The organism is Xanthomonas dyei, assembly GCF_002939865.1.
GTDB lineage: Bacteria > Pseudomonadota > Gammaproteobacteria > Xanthomonadales > Xanthomonadaceae > Xanthomonas > Xanthomonas dyei.
This window is the reverse complement of record NZ_MDEE01000007.1, coordinates 111,324-126,741: the sequence shown is the minus strand read 5'-3', so window position 1 is coordinate 126,741 and position 15,418 is coordinate 111,324. Positions and strand designations below refer to the sequence as shown.

The 15,418-nt window shown below is 64.1% G+C and carries 13 protein-coding genes; 8 read left to right on the top strand and 5 right to left on the bottom strand.

Annotation, left to right across the window (positions count from 1 at the left end; all coding sequences use genetic code 11):
- Nucleotides 1-238: 238 nt before the first annotated feature.
- Together fabA and fabB are read left to right on the top strand one after the other, a co-directional pair.
- A complete protein-coding gene (gene fabA, locus XdyCFBP7245_RS07555; RefSeq protein ID WP_039421849.1) occupies nt 239-754 on the top strand; it encodes a 3-hydroxyacyl-[acyl-carrier-protein] dehydratase FabA in 516 nt (171 codons plus the stop codon).
- Nucleotides 754-1,962, top strand: coding sequence for a beta-ketoacyl-ACP synthase I (gene fabB, locus XdyCFBP7245_RS07550; protein ID WP_104615090.1), 1,209 nt, complete (start codon nt 754-756; stop codon nt 1,960-1,962). Before fabA ends, fabB begins: the two co-directional genes overlap by 1 nt.
- Nucleotides 1,963-2,194: 232 nt before the next feature.
- On the opposite strand, the gene XdyCFBP7245_RS07545 is transcribed toward fabB, so the two are convergent.
- From XdyCFBP7245_RS07545 to XdyCFBP7245_RS07535, 3 genes are all read right to left on the bottom strand, one after another.
- The gene (locus XdyCFBP7245_RS07545; protein WP_104615119.1) at nt 2,195-2,866 is read right to left on the bottom strand and encodes an SH3 domain-containing protein; all 672 of its coding nucleotides are present in this window, start codon (nt 2,864-2,866) and stop codon (nt 2,195-2,197) included.
- 152 nt (nt 2,867-3,018) lie between these two features.
- Nucleotides 3,019-5,043, bottom strand: coding sequence for a M3 family metallopeptidase (locus XdyCFBP7245_RS07540; RefSeq protein ID WP_104615089.1), 2,025 nt, complete (start codon nt 5,041-5,043; stop codon nt 3,019-3,021).
- Nucleotides 5,044-5,140: 97 nt separating this feature from the next.
- A complete protein-coding gene (locus XdyCFBP7245_RS07535; protein WP_104615088.1) occupies nt 5,141-6,244 on the bottom strand; it encodes a PLP-dependent cysteine synthase family protein in 1,104 nt (367 codons plus the stop codon).
- Between the two features lie 132 nt (nt 6,245-6,376).
- Here XdyCFBP7245_RS07535 and XdyCFBP7245_RS07530 point away from each other — a divergent pair, with 132 nt between their 5' ends.
- Nucleotides 6,377-6,772 carry a CopL family metal-binding regulatory protein gene (locus tag XdyCFBP7245_RS07530; protein WP_104615087.1) on the top strand — a complete coding sequence of 132 codons (396 nt, stop codon included), beginning with the start codon at nt 6,377-6,379 and terminating at the stop codon, nt 6,770-6,772.
- On the opposite strand, the gene XdyCFBP7245_RS24155 is transcribed toward XdyCFBP7245_RS07530, so the two are convergent.
- Nucleotides 6,683-6,907, bottom strand: a complete 225-nt coding sequence (locus tag XdyCFBP7245_RS24155) for a hypothetical protein (RefSeq protein ID WP_170068555.1) — start codon at nt 6,905-6,907, stop codon at nt 6,683-6,685. The two genes, XdyCFBP7245_RS07530 and XdyCFBP7245_RS24155, sit on opposite strands and share 90 nt — an antisense overlap.
- A 90-nt stretch (nt 6,908-6,997) precedes the next feature.
- Here XdyCFBP7245_RS24155 and XdyCFBP7245_RS07525 point away from each other — a divergent pair, with 90 nt between their 5' ends.
- The 5 genes from XdyCFBP7245_RS07525 (at nt 6,998) to XdyCFBP7245_RS07505 (ending at nt 13,925) form a co-directional block, all read left to right on the top strand.
- Nucleotides 6,998-8,824: a copper resistance system multicopper oxidase gene (locus XdyCFBP7245_RS07525; protein ID WP_104615086.1), complete on the top strand. Its 1,827-nt coding sequence runs from the start codon at nt 6,998-7,000 to the stop codon at nt 8,822-8,824.
- A gap of 200 nt (nt 8,825-9,024) precedes the next feature.
- Nucleotides 9,025-10,095 carry a copper resistance protein B gene (locus tag XdyCFBP7245_RS07520; protein ID WP_386261346.1) on the top strand — a complete coding sequence of 357 codons (1,071 nt, stop codon included), beginning with the start codon at nt 9,025-9,027 and terminating at the stop codon, nt 10,093-10,095.
- A gap of 225 nt (nt 10,096-10,320) precedes the next feature.
- Complete coding sequence (gene gloA / locus XdyCFBP7245_RS07515) at nt 10,321-10,845, top strand: lactoylglutathione lyase (RefSeq protein WP_104615084.1); 525 nt, start codon at nt 10,321-10,323, stop codon at nt 10,843-10,845.
- 349 nt (nt 10,846-11,194) lie between these two features.
- Nucleotides 11,195-11,953 (top strand): hypothetical protein, encoded by a 759-nt coding sequence (locus tag XdyCFBP7245_RS07510; protein ID WP_104615083.1) that lies wholly within the window; start codon nt 11,195-11,197, stop codon nt 11,951-11,953.
- Nucleotides 11,954-12,059: 106 nt separating this feature from the next.
- Nucleotides 12,060-13,925 (top strand): peptidoglycan-binding domain-containing protein, encoded by a 1,866-nt coding sequence (locus XdyCFBP7245_RS07505; RefSeq protein WP_104615082.1) that lies wholly within the window; start codon nt 12,060-12,062, stop codon nt 13,923-13,925.
- 133 nt (nt 13,926-14,058) lie between these two features.
- Here XdyCFBP7245_RS07505 and XdyCFBP7245_RS07500 read toward each other — a convergent pair whose 3' ends face one another.
- A complete protein-coding gene (locus tag XdyCFBP7245_RS07500) occupies nt 14,059-15,201 on the bottom strand; it encodes a hypothetical protein (RefSeq protein ID WP_104615081.1) in 1,143 nt (380 codons plus the stop codon).
- Nucleotides 15,202-15,418 lie beyond the last annotated feature (217 nt).

Below are 15,418 nucleotides of genomic sequence, written 5' to 3'. Positions count from 1 at the left end.
TCATGGCGCCGCACCTAATCCGGCCGTTGGTCACGACCGGCCGTTGGTCACGACCGGCCTGCGTGCGCAACCGGCCTGCGTGCGCAGACGCGAGGTGCCCATGCACCACATCGCGCGCCGCACCACGCAATCGGCTGAAAACAGCACGCATGCGTACGGATAAAACGTTTGATTGAACCGCGCCGGCTCATGCACCCTTGCCGGCTTCGCCATTCGCTCCTTGCAGGAAACGTTTGTGATGACTCGTCAAAGTGCGTATTCGCGCGACCAATTGCTGGCCAGCGCGCGCGGTGAATTGTTCGGACCCGACAGCGGCAGGCTGCCGAACGACCCGATGCTGATGTTCGACCGCATCACCGAGATCAGCGACACCGGCGGCGCGCACGGCAAGGGCGTGATTCGCGCCGAGCTGGATGTGCGCCCCGACCTGTGGTTTTTCGGTTGCCATTTCATCGGCGACCCGGTGATGCCCGGTTGCCTGGGGCTGGATGCGATGTGGCAGCTGACCGGCTTCTTCCTGACCTGGATCGGCGCTGCAGGCCGCGGCCGCGCGCTGGGTTGCGGGGAGGTCAAGTTCACCGGCCAGGTGCTGCCCAGCGCCAAGCTGGTGAGCTATGAGATCGATGTGAGCCGCGTGATCAACCGCAAGCTGGTGATGGCGCAGACCGATGCGCGCATGCTGGTGGACGGGCGCGAAATCTATACCGCCAAGGATCTGCGCGTGGGCATGTTCACTTCGACGGAGAACTTCTGATGCGTCGTGTCGTCGTCACCGGAATGGGCATCAATTCGTGTCTGGGCAATGACCTGGACACCGTCTCCATCGCATTGCGCGAAAGCCGCTCCGGCATCACCGCCCTGCCCGACCATGCCGAGGCCGGTCTGCGCAGCCAGGTGGGCGGCGCAGTCACGCTGGATCTGGAAGCACTGATCGACCGCAAGCTCAAACGCTTCATGGGCGACGCCTGCGCGTACGCGTATCTGGCCATGCGCGATGCGATTGCCGATGCGGGCCTGAGCGCCGAACAGGTTAGCGATGTGCGCACCGGCGTAATCGCCGGTTCCGGCGGCGGGTCCAGCCAATGGCAGGTGGAAACCGCCGATCTGCTGCGCAACCGCGGCGTGCGCAAGGTGGGCCCGTACATGGTGCCGCGCACCATGTGCTCGGCGGTGTCGGCCTCGCTGGCCACCGCGTTCAAGATCCGCGGCCTGAGCTATTCGCTGTCGGCCGCCTGCGCGACCTCGGCGCATTGCATCGGCGCGGCGGCGGATCTGATCCGGCACGGCGCGCAGGATGTGATGTTCGCCGGCGGCGGCGAAGAACTGCACTGGACCATGAGCGTGATGTTCGATGCGATGGGCGCGCTGTCCACCGGCTTCAACGATCGCCCGGCAGTGGCCTCGCGCCCGTACGATGCGCAGCGCGATGGCTTCGTCATCGGTAGCGGCGGCGGCATGTTGGTGCTGGAAGACTACGACCACGCCGTCGCACGCGGCGCACGCATCCATGCCGAGCTGCTCGGCTATGGCGTGACCTCCGATGGTGCGGACATGGTGGCGCCCAGCGGCGAAGGCGCGGTGCGCTGCATGCACATGGCCATGCAGGGGCTGGATCGCCCGATCGATTACCTCAACACGCACGGCACCTCGACACCGCTGGGCGATGTCACCGAGCTGGGCGCAGTGCGCGCGGTGTTCGGCGACAACGTGCCGCCGCTGTCGTCGACCAAGGCGCTGTCCGGTCATTCGCTGGGCGCAGCCAGCGTGCACGAGGCGATCTACAGCCTGCTGATGTTGCGCGATGGCTTCATGGCCGGCTCGGCGCATATCGACGAACTCGACCCGCGCGCCGAAGGCTTCCCGATCCTGCGGCAGACACAGGAAGCGACCTTGAACACGGTGATGTCCAACAGCTTCGGCTTTGGCGGGACCAACGGCACCCTGGTGTTCGGGCGGGCGTGATGGCTGCATGCAAACGCGTGTAATCGCGTTGTGCAGCCACGCGGGTACGGAGAGTCGATCCGTGTCCGCGCCGTGCAAGGGGTCCATCAGTGGAAGACGGGCGGTGCAACTTCAAGCAACCGCGATGCGACAGAACAGCGTTGCCAGCACGCATGTTGACGACATGCCTATGTGAAAGCAGCGACGTGCAATCACGCGTTACCGCCCTGCGCCAAGGCGCAGGTGCGGTGTCTTATTCGTCCCGCAAGCGGTCGCAATCTTCCATCGAGGTCCCGCTGCTGGCGGGCTGGCCCTTCGCGTCCCTGGCAGCGCTCTGCTCTTGTGCGCGCTGCCTGCTGCGGCACGCCGTCCGGGCCTGATCGCGCTTGAACTGCAAGCTCCTGGCCGCATCGATCTCGGCTCGCTCGCGGTTGGTCCGCTCGGTGTTTACGCGTGTCTCCTGTTTGACGCGTCTTGCGATGGAGGGGTCGCCGGCTTGCGGCAGGCCCTCACCGGGCGCAAGCACTTCCAGCGCCGGCGAGTTGCCGGGTGAATGGTCGCGCCACAGCGCGCGCTCACTCTCCACGGTCCATTCGCGGCCGCGGTAATGCGCGTCCCAATACGCGTCCAGCGAAAACTCGAGTTTCGGCACCACGCGGCTCAAATCGCCGCGCTCCAGCGCGATCGCTTGCGCAGGCATCCAGCCACGCGCATCCGGCGCACGCACATCGCACCATCTGCCGTTCTTCAGGCACCCATAGACCGTGAGCGCGTTGCCGGCGCTGGCCTCGCCCACACGCCGGTATTCCTCGCCTGGGCCTGCGCGCAGGCCAGCCAGACTACTGGCGTGACCGGCGTGCTGCGCCGCGGCCGGTACCGCCGCGGCCATCAACACCACCACACTCCATGACAGACGTCGCTGCATTGCACTTTCCTTGATGTGCTGATCCAGTGGCGCATCGGTCATCTGGGTGACCGCGCTGCTGCGCTTATACGACAATCCACCTCACTGAACTGCGAACGCATGCCCTGCGAACGCAGCGCCTGCCAGCGATGGCAGGCGCGCGACTGCCCCGCTCAGCCCGCCATGCCGTTATGCCGCAGCAGCGCATCGATGCTGGGCGCGCGACCACGGAAGGCGCGGAAGTTGTCGGCAGCGCTACGGCTTCCGCCACGCGACAGCACCTCAACGCGGAACCGCGCACCGGTCTCGGCCACCTGCTCGGGTGCTTCTTCGAACGCGGCATAGGCGTCGGCGCTGAGCACTTCGGCCCATTTGTAGCTGTAGTAACCAGCCGCGTAGCCGCCGGCAAAGATGTGGCTGAACTGATGCGGGAAGCGATTCCACGCCGGCGGGCGATTGACGGCGACCTCATCGCGCACGCGTTCGATCAGCTGTAGCACGCTGTCCTGAGCCGGGTCGAAACTGCTGTGCAATTGCATGTCGAACAATGCGAATTCCAGCTGCCGCACGGTAAACATGCCGCTCTGGAAATTGCGCGCGGCCAGCAGCCGGTCGAACAGGTTGCGCGGCAGCGGCTCGCCGGTCTGCACGTGCGCGGTCATCGCCTGTACGCGCCCCCATTCCCAGCAGAAGTTCTCCATGAACTGGCTGGGCAATTCCACCGCGTCCCATTCCACGCCGTTGATCCCGGCCACACCCAGCTCGCCGATCCGCGTGAGCAGCTGATGCAGGCCATGGCCCATTTCATGGAACAGCGTAGTGACTTCGCCATGCCGGAACGTGGCCGGTGCATCGCCGCTGCCACGGCCGAAGTTGCACACCAGATACACCAGCGGTGTCTGCACGCCCTTGGCGGTCTCGCGGCGGTTGCGGCAATCGTCCATCCACGCGCCACCGCGCTTGCCTTCGCGCGCGTACAGATCCAGATAGAACTGGCCGACCAACGCGCCTTGCGCATCTTCGAGCCGGTAAAAACGCACATCCTCATGCCAGACCGGCGCGCTGTCGGGCTTGACGCGCAGGCCGTACAAGCTGTGGATCACATCGAACAGGCCGGCCAACACTTTCGGCTCGGTGAAATACTGCTTCACTTCCTGCTCGGAGAAGCTGTAGCGCGCCTGCTTGAGCTTTTCGCTGACGTAGGCCAGGTCCCAGGCCTGCAGTTCGTCCAGGCCAAGTTCGTCGCGCGCAAAGGCTTCGAGTTCGGCGCGGTCGCGTTGCGCATATGGCTTGGCGCGCACCGCCAGGTCGCGCAGAAAGCCCATCACTTCATCCGGGCTTTGCGCCATCTTGGTGGCCACCGAATAGTCGGCATACCCGGCAAACCCAAGCAGCTGCGCCAGCTCTGCGCGCAGGGCGAGAATGCGATCGATATTGGCGCTGTTGTCCAGCGCGGCATCGCCGAATTCGGACGCGCGCTCGGCGTTGGCGCGATACAGCAGCGCGCGCAGGTCGCGACTGTCGGCATCGCTCTGCACCGGCAGATAGCACGGCATCTGCAAGGTGAACTTCCAGCCCGGGACGCCATCTTTCTCTGCGGCAGCGCGGGCGGCGGCGATCACTTCGGCCGGCAGCCCCGACAACTGCGTCTGGTCTTCGGTGACGTACGACCATGCGTCGGTGGCATCGAGCACGTTCTGCGAAAACTTGGCCGCCAACGCGGACAGCTCTTCCTGGATCTGCGCAAAGCGCGCCTTGGCCTCGTCGTCCAGCTCGGCGCCGCCCAGACGGAAATCGCGTAGCGCGTTATCCAGTACCTTGCGGCGTGCCTCATCGTAATCGGCCGCTTCCGGCGATTGCGCCAGCGCCTTGTACTGCGCGTACAAGGCCAGGTTCTGGCCCAGCGCGCTGCCGAAGCGGCTCACCTTGGGCAGATTGCTGTTGTAGGCCTCGCGTAGCTCGGGCGTGTTCATCACCGCCTGCAGATGGCCGACCTGCCCCCACGCGCGCCACAGCCGCTCGGTGGCATCGTCCAGCGGCACCACGAAGCTGTTCCAGCTCACCGGGCTGACCTGCTCGGCCACCTTCACCGCCGCTTCCGCCTCGGCCAGCAGTTGGTCGATCGCCGGGCCCACATGTTCGGGGCGGATGGCATCGAAGGACGGCAGTCCAGACAGGTCGAGCAGCGGGTTGGTCATGGAGCGCTCCGGCGGTGGACTGGATCAGGGATGACGAATGATGTGTGGCGATACCTACCGACACGCGGCGCGCGTCAGCAGGCTCCCGATATGGCGATCATTCCAGCGCAGCACAAGGCAGCTGCGGCAATGCGCCGCCGTTGACCGCGCTGGCAATGGCCGCATCGCTGTCGGTGACATCGATCGCGCGTTCCACATACCAGGCCGGGTTGTAGTAACTGTGCGCGTAGCGCTCGCCGGCATCGCACAGGATGCTGACGATGGAGCCCTGACGGCCTTGCTCGCGCATCCGCTGCGCGGCGTGCAGCACGCCGATGAAGTTGGTGCCAGTGGAACCGCCCACGCGACGGCCCAGGGTGGCGCTGACGTGGCGCATCGCGGCCAGGCTCAAAGCATCGGGCACCTTGATCATTTCATCCACGCAGCTGGGGATGAAGCTCGATTCCACCCGCGGCCGGCCGATGCCTTCGATGCGCGAGCCGCCGGTGATCGCCAGCTCCTTGGGGCACTGCCCGTCCACCGCGCGGCAATAGCCGTCGAAGAACACCGATACTTCCGGGTCCACGCACAGGATGCGGGTGTGATGGCGGCGATAGCGCACATAGCGCCCCAAGGTGGCGCTGGTGCCGCCGGTGCCGGGGCTGCAGACGATCCAGTCGGGGATGGGGTGCGGTTCTTCGGCCAGCTGCTTGAAGATCGATTCGGCGATGTTGTTGTTGGCGCGCCAGTCGGTAGCGCGCTCGGCGTAGGTGAACTGGTCCATGAAATGCCCGCCGGTCTCGCGCGCGAGCTGATGCGAGGCGCTGTCCAGATCGCAGGCGCGCTCCACCAGATGGCAGCGGCCGCCCTGGAATTCGATCGCGGCGATCTTCTCCGGCGAGGTCGAGGCGGGCATCACCGCGATGAAGGGCACACCCAGCAAGCGCGCGAAATAGGCTTCGGAAATCGCAGTCGACCCGCTGGAGGCCTCGATCACCGGGCGCCCTGCACGCAGCCAGCCATTGGTCAGCGCATACAAAAACAGCGAGCGCGCCAAGCGGTGCTTGAGGCTGCCGGTGGGGTGGCTGGACTCGTCCTTGAAATACAGGTCGATGCCCGGATAGCCCGGCAGGCCCATCGGAATCAGATGGGTGTCGGCCGAACGATTGAAATCGGCCTCGATCTTCTGGATGGCGGCGGCCACCCACTGGCGCTGCGACATGGGCACGGATTTGATGCGAAAGAGACCCCGATTCTACCGCCGCCAGGCGCGCACCCGGGGCAGGCAGTCATCGGGCGGACAGTTGCGGGCCGGTGGTATGCTCGCAACGTTCTTTGCCAGCCCCGACCGCCCGTGCTGCGTTGCCTGCTCCGCCTGCTGCTGTGCCTGTGCCTGGTCGCCAATACGGCCACCGGCGCGTGGGCGTCGGTGGGCATGGCGATGCCGAACACGGCCATGCCGCAGGCGGCAACGCACGCGATGCCGGCGCGCATGGCAGCAGCAATGCCTTGCCATGACGCCATGCCAGCGCCAGATACGGCGCCGTTGCCCGACAAGACCCAACACGCGAACGCAAGCGACTGCTGCAAGCTGGGCAGCTGCGACTGCCTGCAGCACGCCAGTCTGGCCTTGCTGACCCTGCCTGCGGTTCCGGCGCGGCTACTCGGTCATTCCGGCGTGACCGCCGCCCTGGACGAAGGCCGCGGCAGCCCGGCACACGAACAACCGGTTCGACCTCCCATCGGCTAACGGCCGACACGACACGACGCGCTCCATCAGCGCTGCGTCGCAGATGCTCAGGATCGGCAGGGGCTGCGCGAACGCTTCGACGATACGTGCGTCGTCCGCCTGATCTGACGATAGCGCGCCGCGTCCCTCGGCCATTCCACGCATGCTTCGCCCCGCGTCCTTGCACGCGGGATTTCTCAGCGATGCGCTACGTCTGCCTGCTGTTGCAGACGCGCCGGAGGTGACATGTCTTCCGATTCCCCTGTATTCGATCCAACCTCCACGCCCGCCATCAGCCGGCGTCGTTTTGTGCAAGGCCTGGCCCTGGGCGGGCTTGCCGCAGGCGCCGGGCTGTGGAGCACCGATGCGCGTGCGGCCGGCACGGTCTCCACGCCGGTCCTGCGCGGCAGTAGCCAGTCGCTGCAGATCGGCCGCATGCCGGTCAATTTCACCGGGCGCACGCGCCCTGCCATCACCGTCAATCAGAGCCTGCCTGCGCCAACGCTGCGCTGGCGCGAGGGCGACACGGTGAGCGTGCGTGTGCGTAATGCGCTGACCGACCAGCCCACCTCGGTGCATTGGCATGGCCTGCTGCTGCCCGCCAACATGGACGGCGTGCCGGGCATGAGCTTCGATGGCATCGCGCCGGGCCAGGAGTATCACTACCGCTTCGCGCTGCGCCAATCCGGCACCTACTGGTACCACAGCCACTCGATGTTCCAGGAGCAGGCCGGCCTGTACGGCGCCATCGTCATCGACCCGCTGACGCCGCCGCCGTACCGCTTTGATCGCGAACATGTGGTGCTGTTGTCGGACTGGACCGATCTGGACCCGGCGGCGCTGTTCCGTCGTTTGAAACAGATGCCGAGCCACGACAATTACGCGCAGCGCACGGTGGGCGATTTTGTGCGCGATGCGCGCGAAGACGGCTTGCGCGCGACACTGGCCGACCGCGGCATGTGGGGGCGCATGCGCATGACACCCACCGACCTGTCGGACGTCAACGCCAACACCTACACCTATCTGCTCAACGGCGTGGCGCCGGCCGGCAACTGGACCGGCTTGTTCACCCCCGGCGAAAAGGTGTTGCTGCGTGTCATCAATGGCTCGTCGATGACCTACTTCGACATCCGCATCCCCGGCCTGCGCATGACCGTGGTCGCGGCCGACGGCCAATACGTGCATCCGGTCAGCGTGGACGAGCTGCGCATTGCCGCAGCCGAAACCTTCGATGTGCTCGTCGAGCCGACCGGCCAGGACGCGTTTACGTTGTTTGCGCAGGACATGGGCCGCACCGGATTCGCCTGCGGCACGCTGGCGGTACGGCATGGCTTGCGGGCGCCAATTCCCCCACTGGACCCACGCGCGATACTGACCATGCAGGACATGGCGCATGGCGGTGGCACGGGGCACGCCGATCACTCCATGCACGCTGGCGATGCCATGCAAAGCGACCCGCATGCCGCACACGCCATGCCGATGCCGATGCCGATGCCGATGCCGATGCCGGCCCAGCATGCGCACATGCCGGACAGCGCGTCGGACAAGGCACCGCACCACTCCGCCAGCGAAACCGGCAATCCGTTGATCGACATGCGCAGCAAGGCCACTGCACCGCGCCTGGACGACCCTGGCCTAGGCCTGCGCGATAACGGCCGCCGCGTGCTGTGTTACGGCGATCTGCACAGTCTGTTCGACGACCCGGATGGCCGCGAGCCTGGTCGCGAGATCGAGCTGCATCTGACCGGCCACATGGAAAAATTCGCATGGTCCTTCGACGGCATCGCCTTCGCCTCGGCCGACCCACTGCGGCTGCGCTACGGCGAGCGGCTACGCATCGTGCTGGTCAACGACACCATGATGCAACACCCGATTCACCTGCACGGCATGTGGAGCGACCTGGAAGATGCCGACGGCAATTTCCAGGTGCGCAAGCACACCATCGACATGCCGCCCGGCACGCGCCGTAGCTATCGCGTGCGCGCAGATGCGCTGGGCCGCTGGGCCTACCACTGTCATCTGCTCTACCACATGGAAGCGGGCATGATGCGCGAAGTGCGGGTGGACGCATGAGCGCGTTACGTCTACGCCCACTGTTCGTGAGCACGTGGTTGTTCAGTGCATCGTTGGCCGCACAGCAGCACGCGGATGCGCCGAGCAACGACACAGCGCACGACCCGCCTGTGCATGCGATGCAGATGACGGCCGAGGCTGACGATACCGATTTGCAAACGGCAAAACCGCTTTATGCGGAGTCGGCAACTGCACAGGACATGCTGCCTGCCATGGAGATGTCACACGCGCACATGCAGCACGCCGACGAGATGCCAAAGCCTGCAAAGGCATCTACTCGCGACGCCGCAACGTCTGTGGCACGCGCCGATACATCGGTGTTGCAGCATGCTCAGATGCAGGAAGCCGCATTGAAGCCGCCTGCAGGTGACAGTCACATGTCGCACGCAGGCATGGAGCATGGCTCCATGGATCACGCGGCGATGAATCACGCATCGATGGATGAAGCCCCCACGCAGCAGACGCCAATGGATCACACAACCATGGACCATGCGCAGATGCAGCACGACGCACCAGTCAACCCGCCGATGCAAACGAGCGCCGCCACTCACCGCACTGCACTGCCACGCGAGCCGATTCCAGAGCCGACCGCCGAGGACATCGCAGCGGCCTTCGCCCCGTTGCAGAGCCATGCGATGCATGGGACAGGAGTCAACCGGTATGTGCTGCTCGATCGACTGGAGGCGTTCGACACCGATCGCGGCAGCGGCCAGGAATGGGAGGCGCGCGCGTGGATCGGCGGCGATATCAACCGTCTGTGGCTACGCAGCGAAGGCGAGCGACAACAGGGGCGCACGCAAGACGCGTCGGTCGAAGCGTTCTACGGCCATGCCGTCTCGCCCTGGTGGGACGTGCTGGTGGGCGTGCGTCAGGACATCGGCACCGATCATCGCAGTTGGGCAGCGTTCGGCGTGCAAGGCCTGGCGCCGTACAAGTTCGAAACCGAGGCCACCCTCTTCGTGGCCAGCGGCGGTCGCGCGGCCCTGCGACTGGAAGGCGAATACGACGTCCTGCTCACCAACCGCCTGATCCTGCAGCCGCGCGTGGAAGCGAACATCGCACTGAGCGAGGATACGCAGCGCGGCATCGACAGTGGACTGGAGCAGCTCGAAGCGGGTGTGCGCCTCCGCTACGAAGTCACGCGCCGGTTTGCGCCCTACATCGGCTGGGTGCATCAGCGCAGCTTCGGCAACCGGGCCCAGCGCGCCCCGATGGACGACGAACCGGCGCGCGACAGCCGCTTCATCGCCGGCGTGCGCATCTGGTTTTGAGATGGCCACAGCCGTGCGCATGGACCTGGACGCTCCGGCCCATGCGCACGGCCTGTACGCAGGCAAACGCAGGCAAACGCAGACATAAAGCAATGATCGACTACAGCGCGTGGCGGCCAGATCACCGACGCGCGTAATGCAGACACGCCGACAACCCTTGCCTCGCTAACATCGGCCCACACTGCAGCACTGACCTGTGCCCCGATTTCAACAAGGAACCCAACAATGCCTCTGACCGATCTGCAACACGTTCCCGGCGCTAGCGCCGCGCCCCCCGTAACCAGCGGTTTCGTGTTCAACCACACCATGCTGCGTATCAAGGATGCGCAGCGATCGCTGGACTTCTACACGCGCGTGCTCGGCTTCCGCCTGCTGGATGCGCGTCACTTCGCCGAAGCGCAGTTCAGCCTGTACTTTCTCGCATTAACCCCGGAAGGCACATCGATTCCCGACGACGACGCAGCGCGCCGTCTGTGGATGGCCGGCATCCCCGGCGTGCTGGAACTCACCCACAACCACGGCACCGAAACCCAGGACGGCCCGGTCTATCACGACGGCAATAGCGACCCACGCGGCTTCGGCCACATTTGCGTCTCGGTACCGGACATCCACGCCGCCTGCGCACGCTTCGACAGCCTCGGCGTGGCATACCAAAAACGCCTGGAAGACGGCCGTATGAAGCACCTGGCTTTCATCAAGGACCCGGACGGCTATTGGGTGGAGATCATTTCCAATACGCCGCTGGCGTAAGTACGACTGATACTGAGCCCTCCTGAGGTTTCTGCGGACGAGCGATGCAACAGACGGGATGCAGACCTGAGCCCCCACACACACTACCTCGCCTGGAAGCGCGACGCCCAGCAGGCCCCCTGGCCTGGCGATACTCGGCGCGACGACTGGACACCTCGTCGCGCTGGAGTAGACTTTCGCCGCCCTCCGCAATGGATGCACCCCAATGCTCGTCAGGAAGATTCCACTGATCCTTGCGTTAGCGATGATCGCTGCCTGCAAGCCGGCGCCACCGGATGCCGCGGCTTCGAAGGCGACTCCCCCCGCAGCCATTACCGCCCCAAAACCTTCAGACAAGGATGCTTCTCCCATGCAGGACGCAACCCAGGGATCCACCCAGCAACTACAGCCGCCCCGTCCCGACAGCGTGCTGTACTTCATCAGCAATGTGGATGGCGACGGCGCACTTTCCTACGAAGTGGCCAACGGCAGCTGGATTAATTACTGGTACGGCTTTCAGTTCGAACTTGGCGGTACGCGTTATTACACCGGCTTCGCCTGGGAAACGCCCGAGCTCTTCGGCGCAGAGCGCGAAAACCACTATCCCGCGCCTGGCACCAAGGTGACCTTGGCACACGCCACCTTCGTCACCAGCGAACCGGGTAGCAAGTCGCCATGGAAGCTTCTTGGCGCAGAGCCCTACATCGGCGAATTCGGAGGAATGGAACAAGGCAACACCGTCGACACGACACGTAAGCCACAAACCCTCGTCACCGACGACGGCCGGCTGGTCCTGGCCGTGCCGACGTGGAGCCTGCAGTCGGGCGTACGGATCCTTTCCTACGACGCACTCGTGTTCAACCCGAAGGAAACAGATGACGTCAACGACAAGCATTGGACGTATATCGGCAACATCCCGGCTGGTGAGGACAACAGTGCAAATTGTGGCGAGGAGGCGCCTGGGAAGATTCCTTGCGTCAAAAACAGCAGTACGCTTGCGTTTGTCCAGCAGCCCGGCCTACCCATGCTGCGGGTGACGGTGTCTGCAGACTCGCCGACGAGCGGGGGTGACGAAACGGTTGAATACCGCTACGATGCGGCCCAGAAATCGTATTTGCCGACCCCTTGATACAGAACCAAAGGAATTGGTTCGGGCGGCGTACCGCTGCAGCCACGTGGCTGCAGCACTCAATCAAGGACCTTGAGCGATGCCGACGAACTACTCACGAGCCCAAGTGCTCGACATCATCGAACGCGAAGCAACCGAGCGGAATATTCCGCGTGACGACTTCCTGCGGTTTGCGCACGTGGAGACTGGCGGCAACTTCGACGAGTTGGCCAGTCGCGGAGCCGGTGGTGCGAAAGGGCTATTTCAGTTCACTCCCCGCACCGCCGAGCAATACGGCATCGCTGGGCGCGAGTTGGACGCAGTGGCCAACACCGACGCAGCAGCGCGGCTGTATCTGGATAACCGGACGAGCCTGGTCGACCGGCACGAGCGCGACGGCCGGCCTTACCTGTCGGGCAAGCCGACGCCTGATGGCCTGGACATGTACATGGCCCATCAGCAAGGCGCTAGCGGTTACCGCTCACTTCAGACTGCGATTGCCACAGGATCTTTCGGGCTTGAGAGCACTCGCGCCAACATCCTCAACAATGTCGGCGAGAAAGAACTGAAGTCTCTGACGGGCGTCGATTCGGCGACGTTCCAGCGCATGTCGGACAAGGACATGGCACAGACATTTGTGCAGTACTGGGATACGAAGATGGACCGTATCCGTATCCCTGAAAAAGGCATTGAGCCGATTTCGGCCACGCAGCAGGCGCCGTCGCAAGCTGCGCCATCGCAGTCCGCACCTGCACAGCCGGAGAAAGCTGCAGCGCATGGCATCGCGCTACACGCTGCCTATGACCTCACCAACAAATACGACCACGTCAAGTACGGCCTGGGAGCAAAAGATCCGGACAAAGGCAGGGTCGATTGTTCTGGCTGGGTGGTCGAGATGCAGAACGCGACCATGGATGAAATCAACGAGGGCGCCGGCAAGGTCATCTTCACTAAGGACGAGAAGTTCAGCCCTGGTTTCGATAGTGCATCCGAACTGCTGCGCAAGGCCGAACAACGCTCTGGTGTCCTGATCCAAGGCAAAGACGTCACTGCCCAGAACCTCAAAGAAGGCATGATCATCGGCGAGGACAATGGCCCCCAGAGTTGGGACAAGGGGCGCTACAAGGGCATTGACCACATCACCATGGTGGTACGTGATCCCAAGGATGGCGAGCTCAAGATCAGCCAGTCGCGTGGTGGCGAGGGCGTCGAGCTCAGCTCGCTGGATTCTTACCTTGAGCGTAAGCACGCCAAGGGCGTCAAGCTCTATGCCAGCGACCCGCTGTCCGAGGCGCGCGAGTTGCTGCAGGACCGCAGCCAGAGCAAGCAGCAGTCTCACGACGGTAACGCACCCAAACCGGCGCATGCGCAGGCTGTGGCAGAAACATCCGGGGTGCTGCGCGACAAGGCGCATGGCACTGAGGTTTTGAAAGTGCAGCAGACCTTGCAGCAGTTGGGCTACAAGGACGCGAAGGGCAATGCGCTCGATGCCGACGGCGCCTATGGTCAGCGAACGGGTGAAGCGGTCAAGGCCTTTCAGCGTGCACACGGGCTGCAGGATGATGGCGTAGTGGGTGGCGATACGCTCAAGGCACTGAAGCAGGCCGAGAAGACGCCATTGCTGTCGGAAAAAACCAATCCCGATCATCCGCTCTACAACCAGGCCGTGAGCAAGCTGGAACAGCTGGGTCCGAATGCATTCGCCGACCGTCGCGCCTTGGAGAATGCAGCGGGTTCATTGGCCTTCGAAGCCAAGGTGAGCGGTCTGCAGCGCATCGACGCGGTGATGCCAAGCAAGGACGGCACCGGACTGTTCGCAGTGCAGGGTCAGCCAAACGACCCGGCGCACCAGCGGATCTATGCGGACAAGGCCGCCGCTGCAGAGCGCCCGTTGGAGCAAAGCAGCAATGCCGTGCGGCAGGACGCGCAGACGCAAACGCAGGTCCAGGATCAGCAAGAGCAGCAACGCAGCCAGGCACGCAATGTAGGCTGATGCATCTGCAATTCCGAAAGGCTGAACGGGCACTGATCGATGGATCAGTGCCCGTTTTGGTTTAAGGATGCGTGATGTCGATTTTTACAGATCACCGTAGCGGCCGCATATCCGACCTCACTCGATCTGAAGATCAGTTAGAGGCAGTCACAGTCGCTCTATCGGGGAACCACTGCGGCAACTGCTCGGCGAATTTTGCAGCGCATTCGTCGCTGTAAGCCTGCGCGGCTTCTTTGACCATCGCGTAATCGTTTGCTTCCCACTCTTCCAGCGATGCGGTGCGCGGGGTTGGTATGCAGTCCATCGAAACCGGGCTTGCCTTGCGCTTCAAAAAGCCGCTGCGCTCGCCGCCGATCGTCACTGCGTAGCGCAGTTCGTAAGGCGACTTGGTGTCGGCCAGGCTCTGGTAAACAAGCAGCCAGTCGGACATCAACACCTGCAGCGGGAACGGATCCACTGGCAATGCTGCAGGATGACCGGTGAAGTAGCTCTTCAGATGTGCATTGACCGCATCGCGCTGCAATTGATAGCCGGGATTGCCGACGCCTTCCATCTTCTCGCCTTTCAGCTGGTCCTTGCCGAAGGAAGACGCTACAACGCCGCGCGCGAACAGACTGGCGGCGACCTGCAATCCCACCATCGCGCCGGTATGACCGCGGCGCACCACGCGCAGCATTTCATCGCCGTTAGGCAGACCGTTCGAGCCGACCCGCATGGTGGCATGCAACGGTAGCAGCAACGCCCAATCTGCCGACGGTGCAACGACCGCGGCTGCATCGGCCTGCGCCTGTGACGAGGATTGTCCGTCTGCTACCACCACTAGCGTCCCCGCCTTTGCAGCAGCGACATACACGGTTGCGGTAGAAAAGTCCCCGGCAGCAAACGCGGGCACTACCGCGACAGCTTCTGCATGACGCGTCGGGGTACAGAACGTGCTGGCAGCACGCATCTGCGCTGCATGGAAACCGATACCGTTGGTCTGGTGCACCACGGCATCCTTGCCGTACTGCTCCACCAGCTTGCCGATCACAACATCCGATGGCGGTTGCTGTGCACAGACCTCGGCAGCGGCGATGCGCGACCAGACGAACTGCAGTGCAGGATCCCAGCCCATCGCATCTTCGCCGACGAAGCCGTGGTCGTAGTGATACGCATAGATGGCAGGGTCGATTTCCTGCAGCGTCATTCCGCCCTCACCGGCATAGCCCGGCGGCAGGTCTTGTGCAACAGCAAGCCCGGACAGTGCCAACAGCACCGTCGCGATACATGTCTTCATGAATCCACGTCCCTCTGGATGATTGCGGCGCGCAGCATGTCCCCCATGCTGCGCGCACGATGCGCCGCAGCGCATCGACGCTACGACGATCAACACTGCAGGGCACTGATCGTGAGGTAATGGCACTCACCCGGCGGATCTGCCTGCCGGGGTAGTGTGCGCGCAGACGCGGGCAATCGCAGTCGGGGCGGGCCCGACGCGTGTGTCGGGACCACCC

Coding starts and splice junctions, on each gene's coding strand:
- XdyCFBP7245_RS07540 (WP_104615089.1), bottom strand. CDS start 5,043: ATGACCAACCCGCTGCTCGACCTGTCTGGACTGCCGTCCTTCGATGCC.
- gloA (WP_104615084.1), top strand. CDS start 10,321: ATGCCTCTGACCGATCTGCAACACGTTCCCGGCGCTAGCGCCGCGCCC.
- fabA (WP_039421849.1), top strand. CDS start 239: ATGACTCGTCAAAGTGCGTATTCGCGCGACCAATTGCTGGCCAGCGCG.
- XdyCFBP7245_RS07525 (WP_104615086.1), top strand. CDS start 6,998: ATGTCTTCCGATTCCCCTGTATTCGATCCAACCTCCACGCCCGCCATC.
- XdyCFBP7245_RS07520 (WP_386261346.1), top strand. CDS start 9,025: ATGCTGCCTGCCATGGAGATGTCACACGCGCACATGCAGCACGCCGAC.
- XdyCFBP7245_RS07545 (WP_104615119.1), bottom strand. CDS start 2,866: ATGCAGCGACGTCTGTCATGGAGTGTGGTGGTGTTGATGGCCGCGGCG.
- XdyCFBP7245_RS07535 (WP_104615088.1), bottom strand. CDS start 6,244: ATGTCGCAGCGCCAGTGGGTGGCCGCCGCCATCCAGAAGATCGAGGCC.
- XdyCFBP7245_RS07500 (WP_104615081.1), bottom strand. CDS start 15,201: ATGAAGACATGTATCGCGACGGTGCTGTTGGCACTGTCCGGGCTTGCT.
- fabB (WP_104615090.1), top strand. CDS start 754: ATGCGTCGTGTCGTCGTCACCGGAATGGGCATCAATTCGTGTCTGGGC.
- XdyCFBP7245_RS24155 (WP_170068555.1), bottom strand. CDS start 6,907: ATGGCCGAGGGACGCGGCGCGCTATCGTCAGATCAGGCGGACGACGCA.
- XdyCFBP7245_RS07510 (WP_104615083.1), top strand. CDS start 11,195: ATGCAGGACGCAACCCAGGGATCCACCCAGCAACTACAGCCGCCCCGT.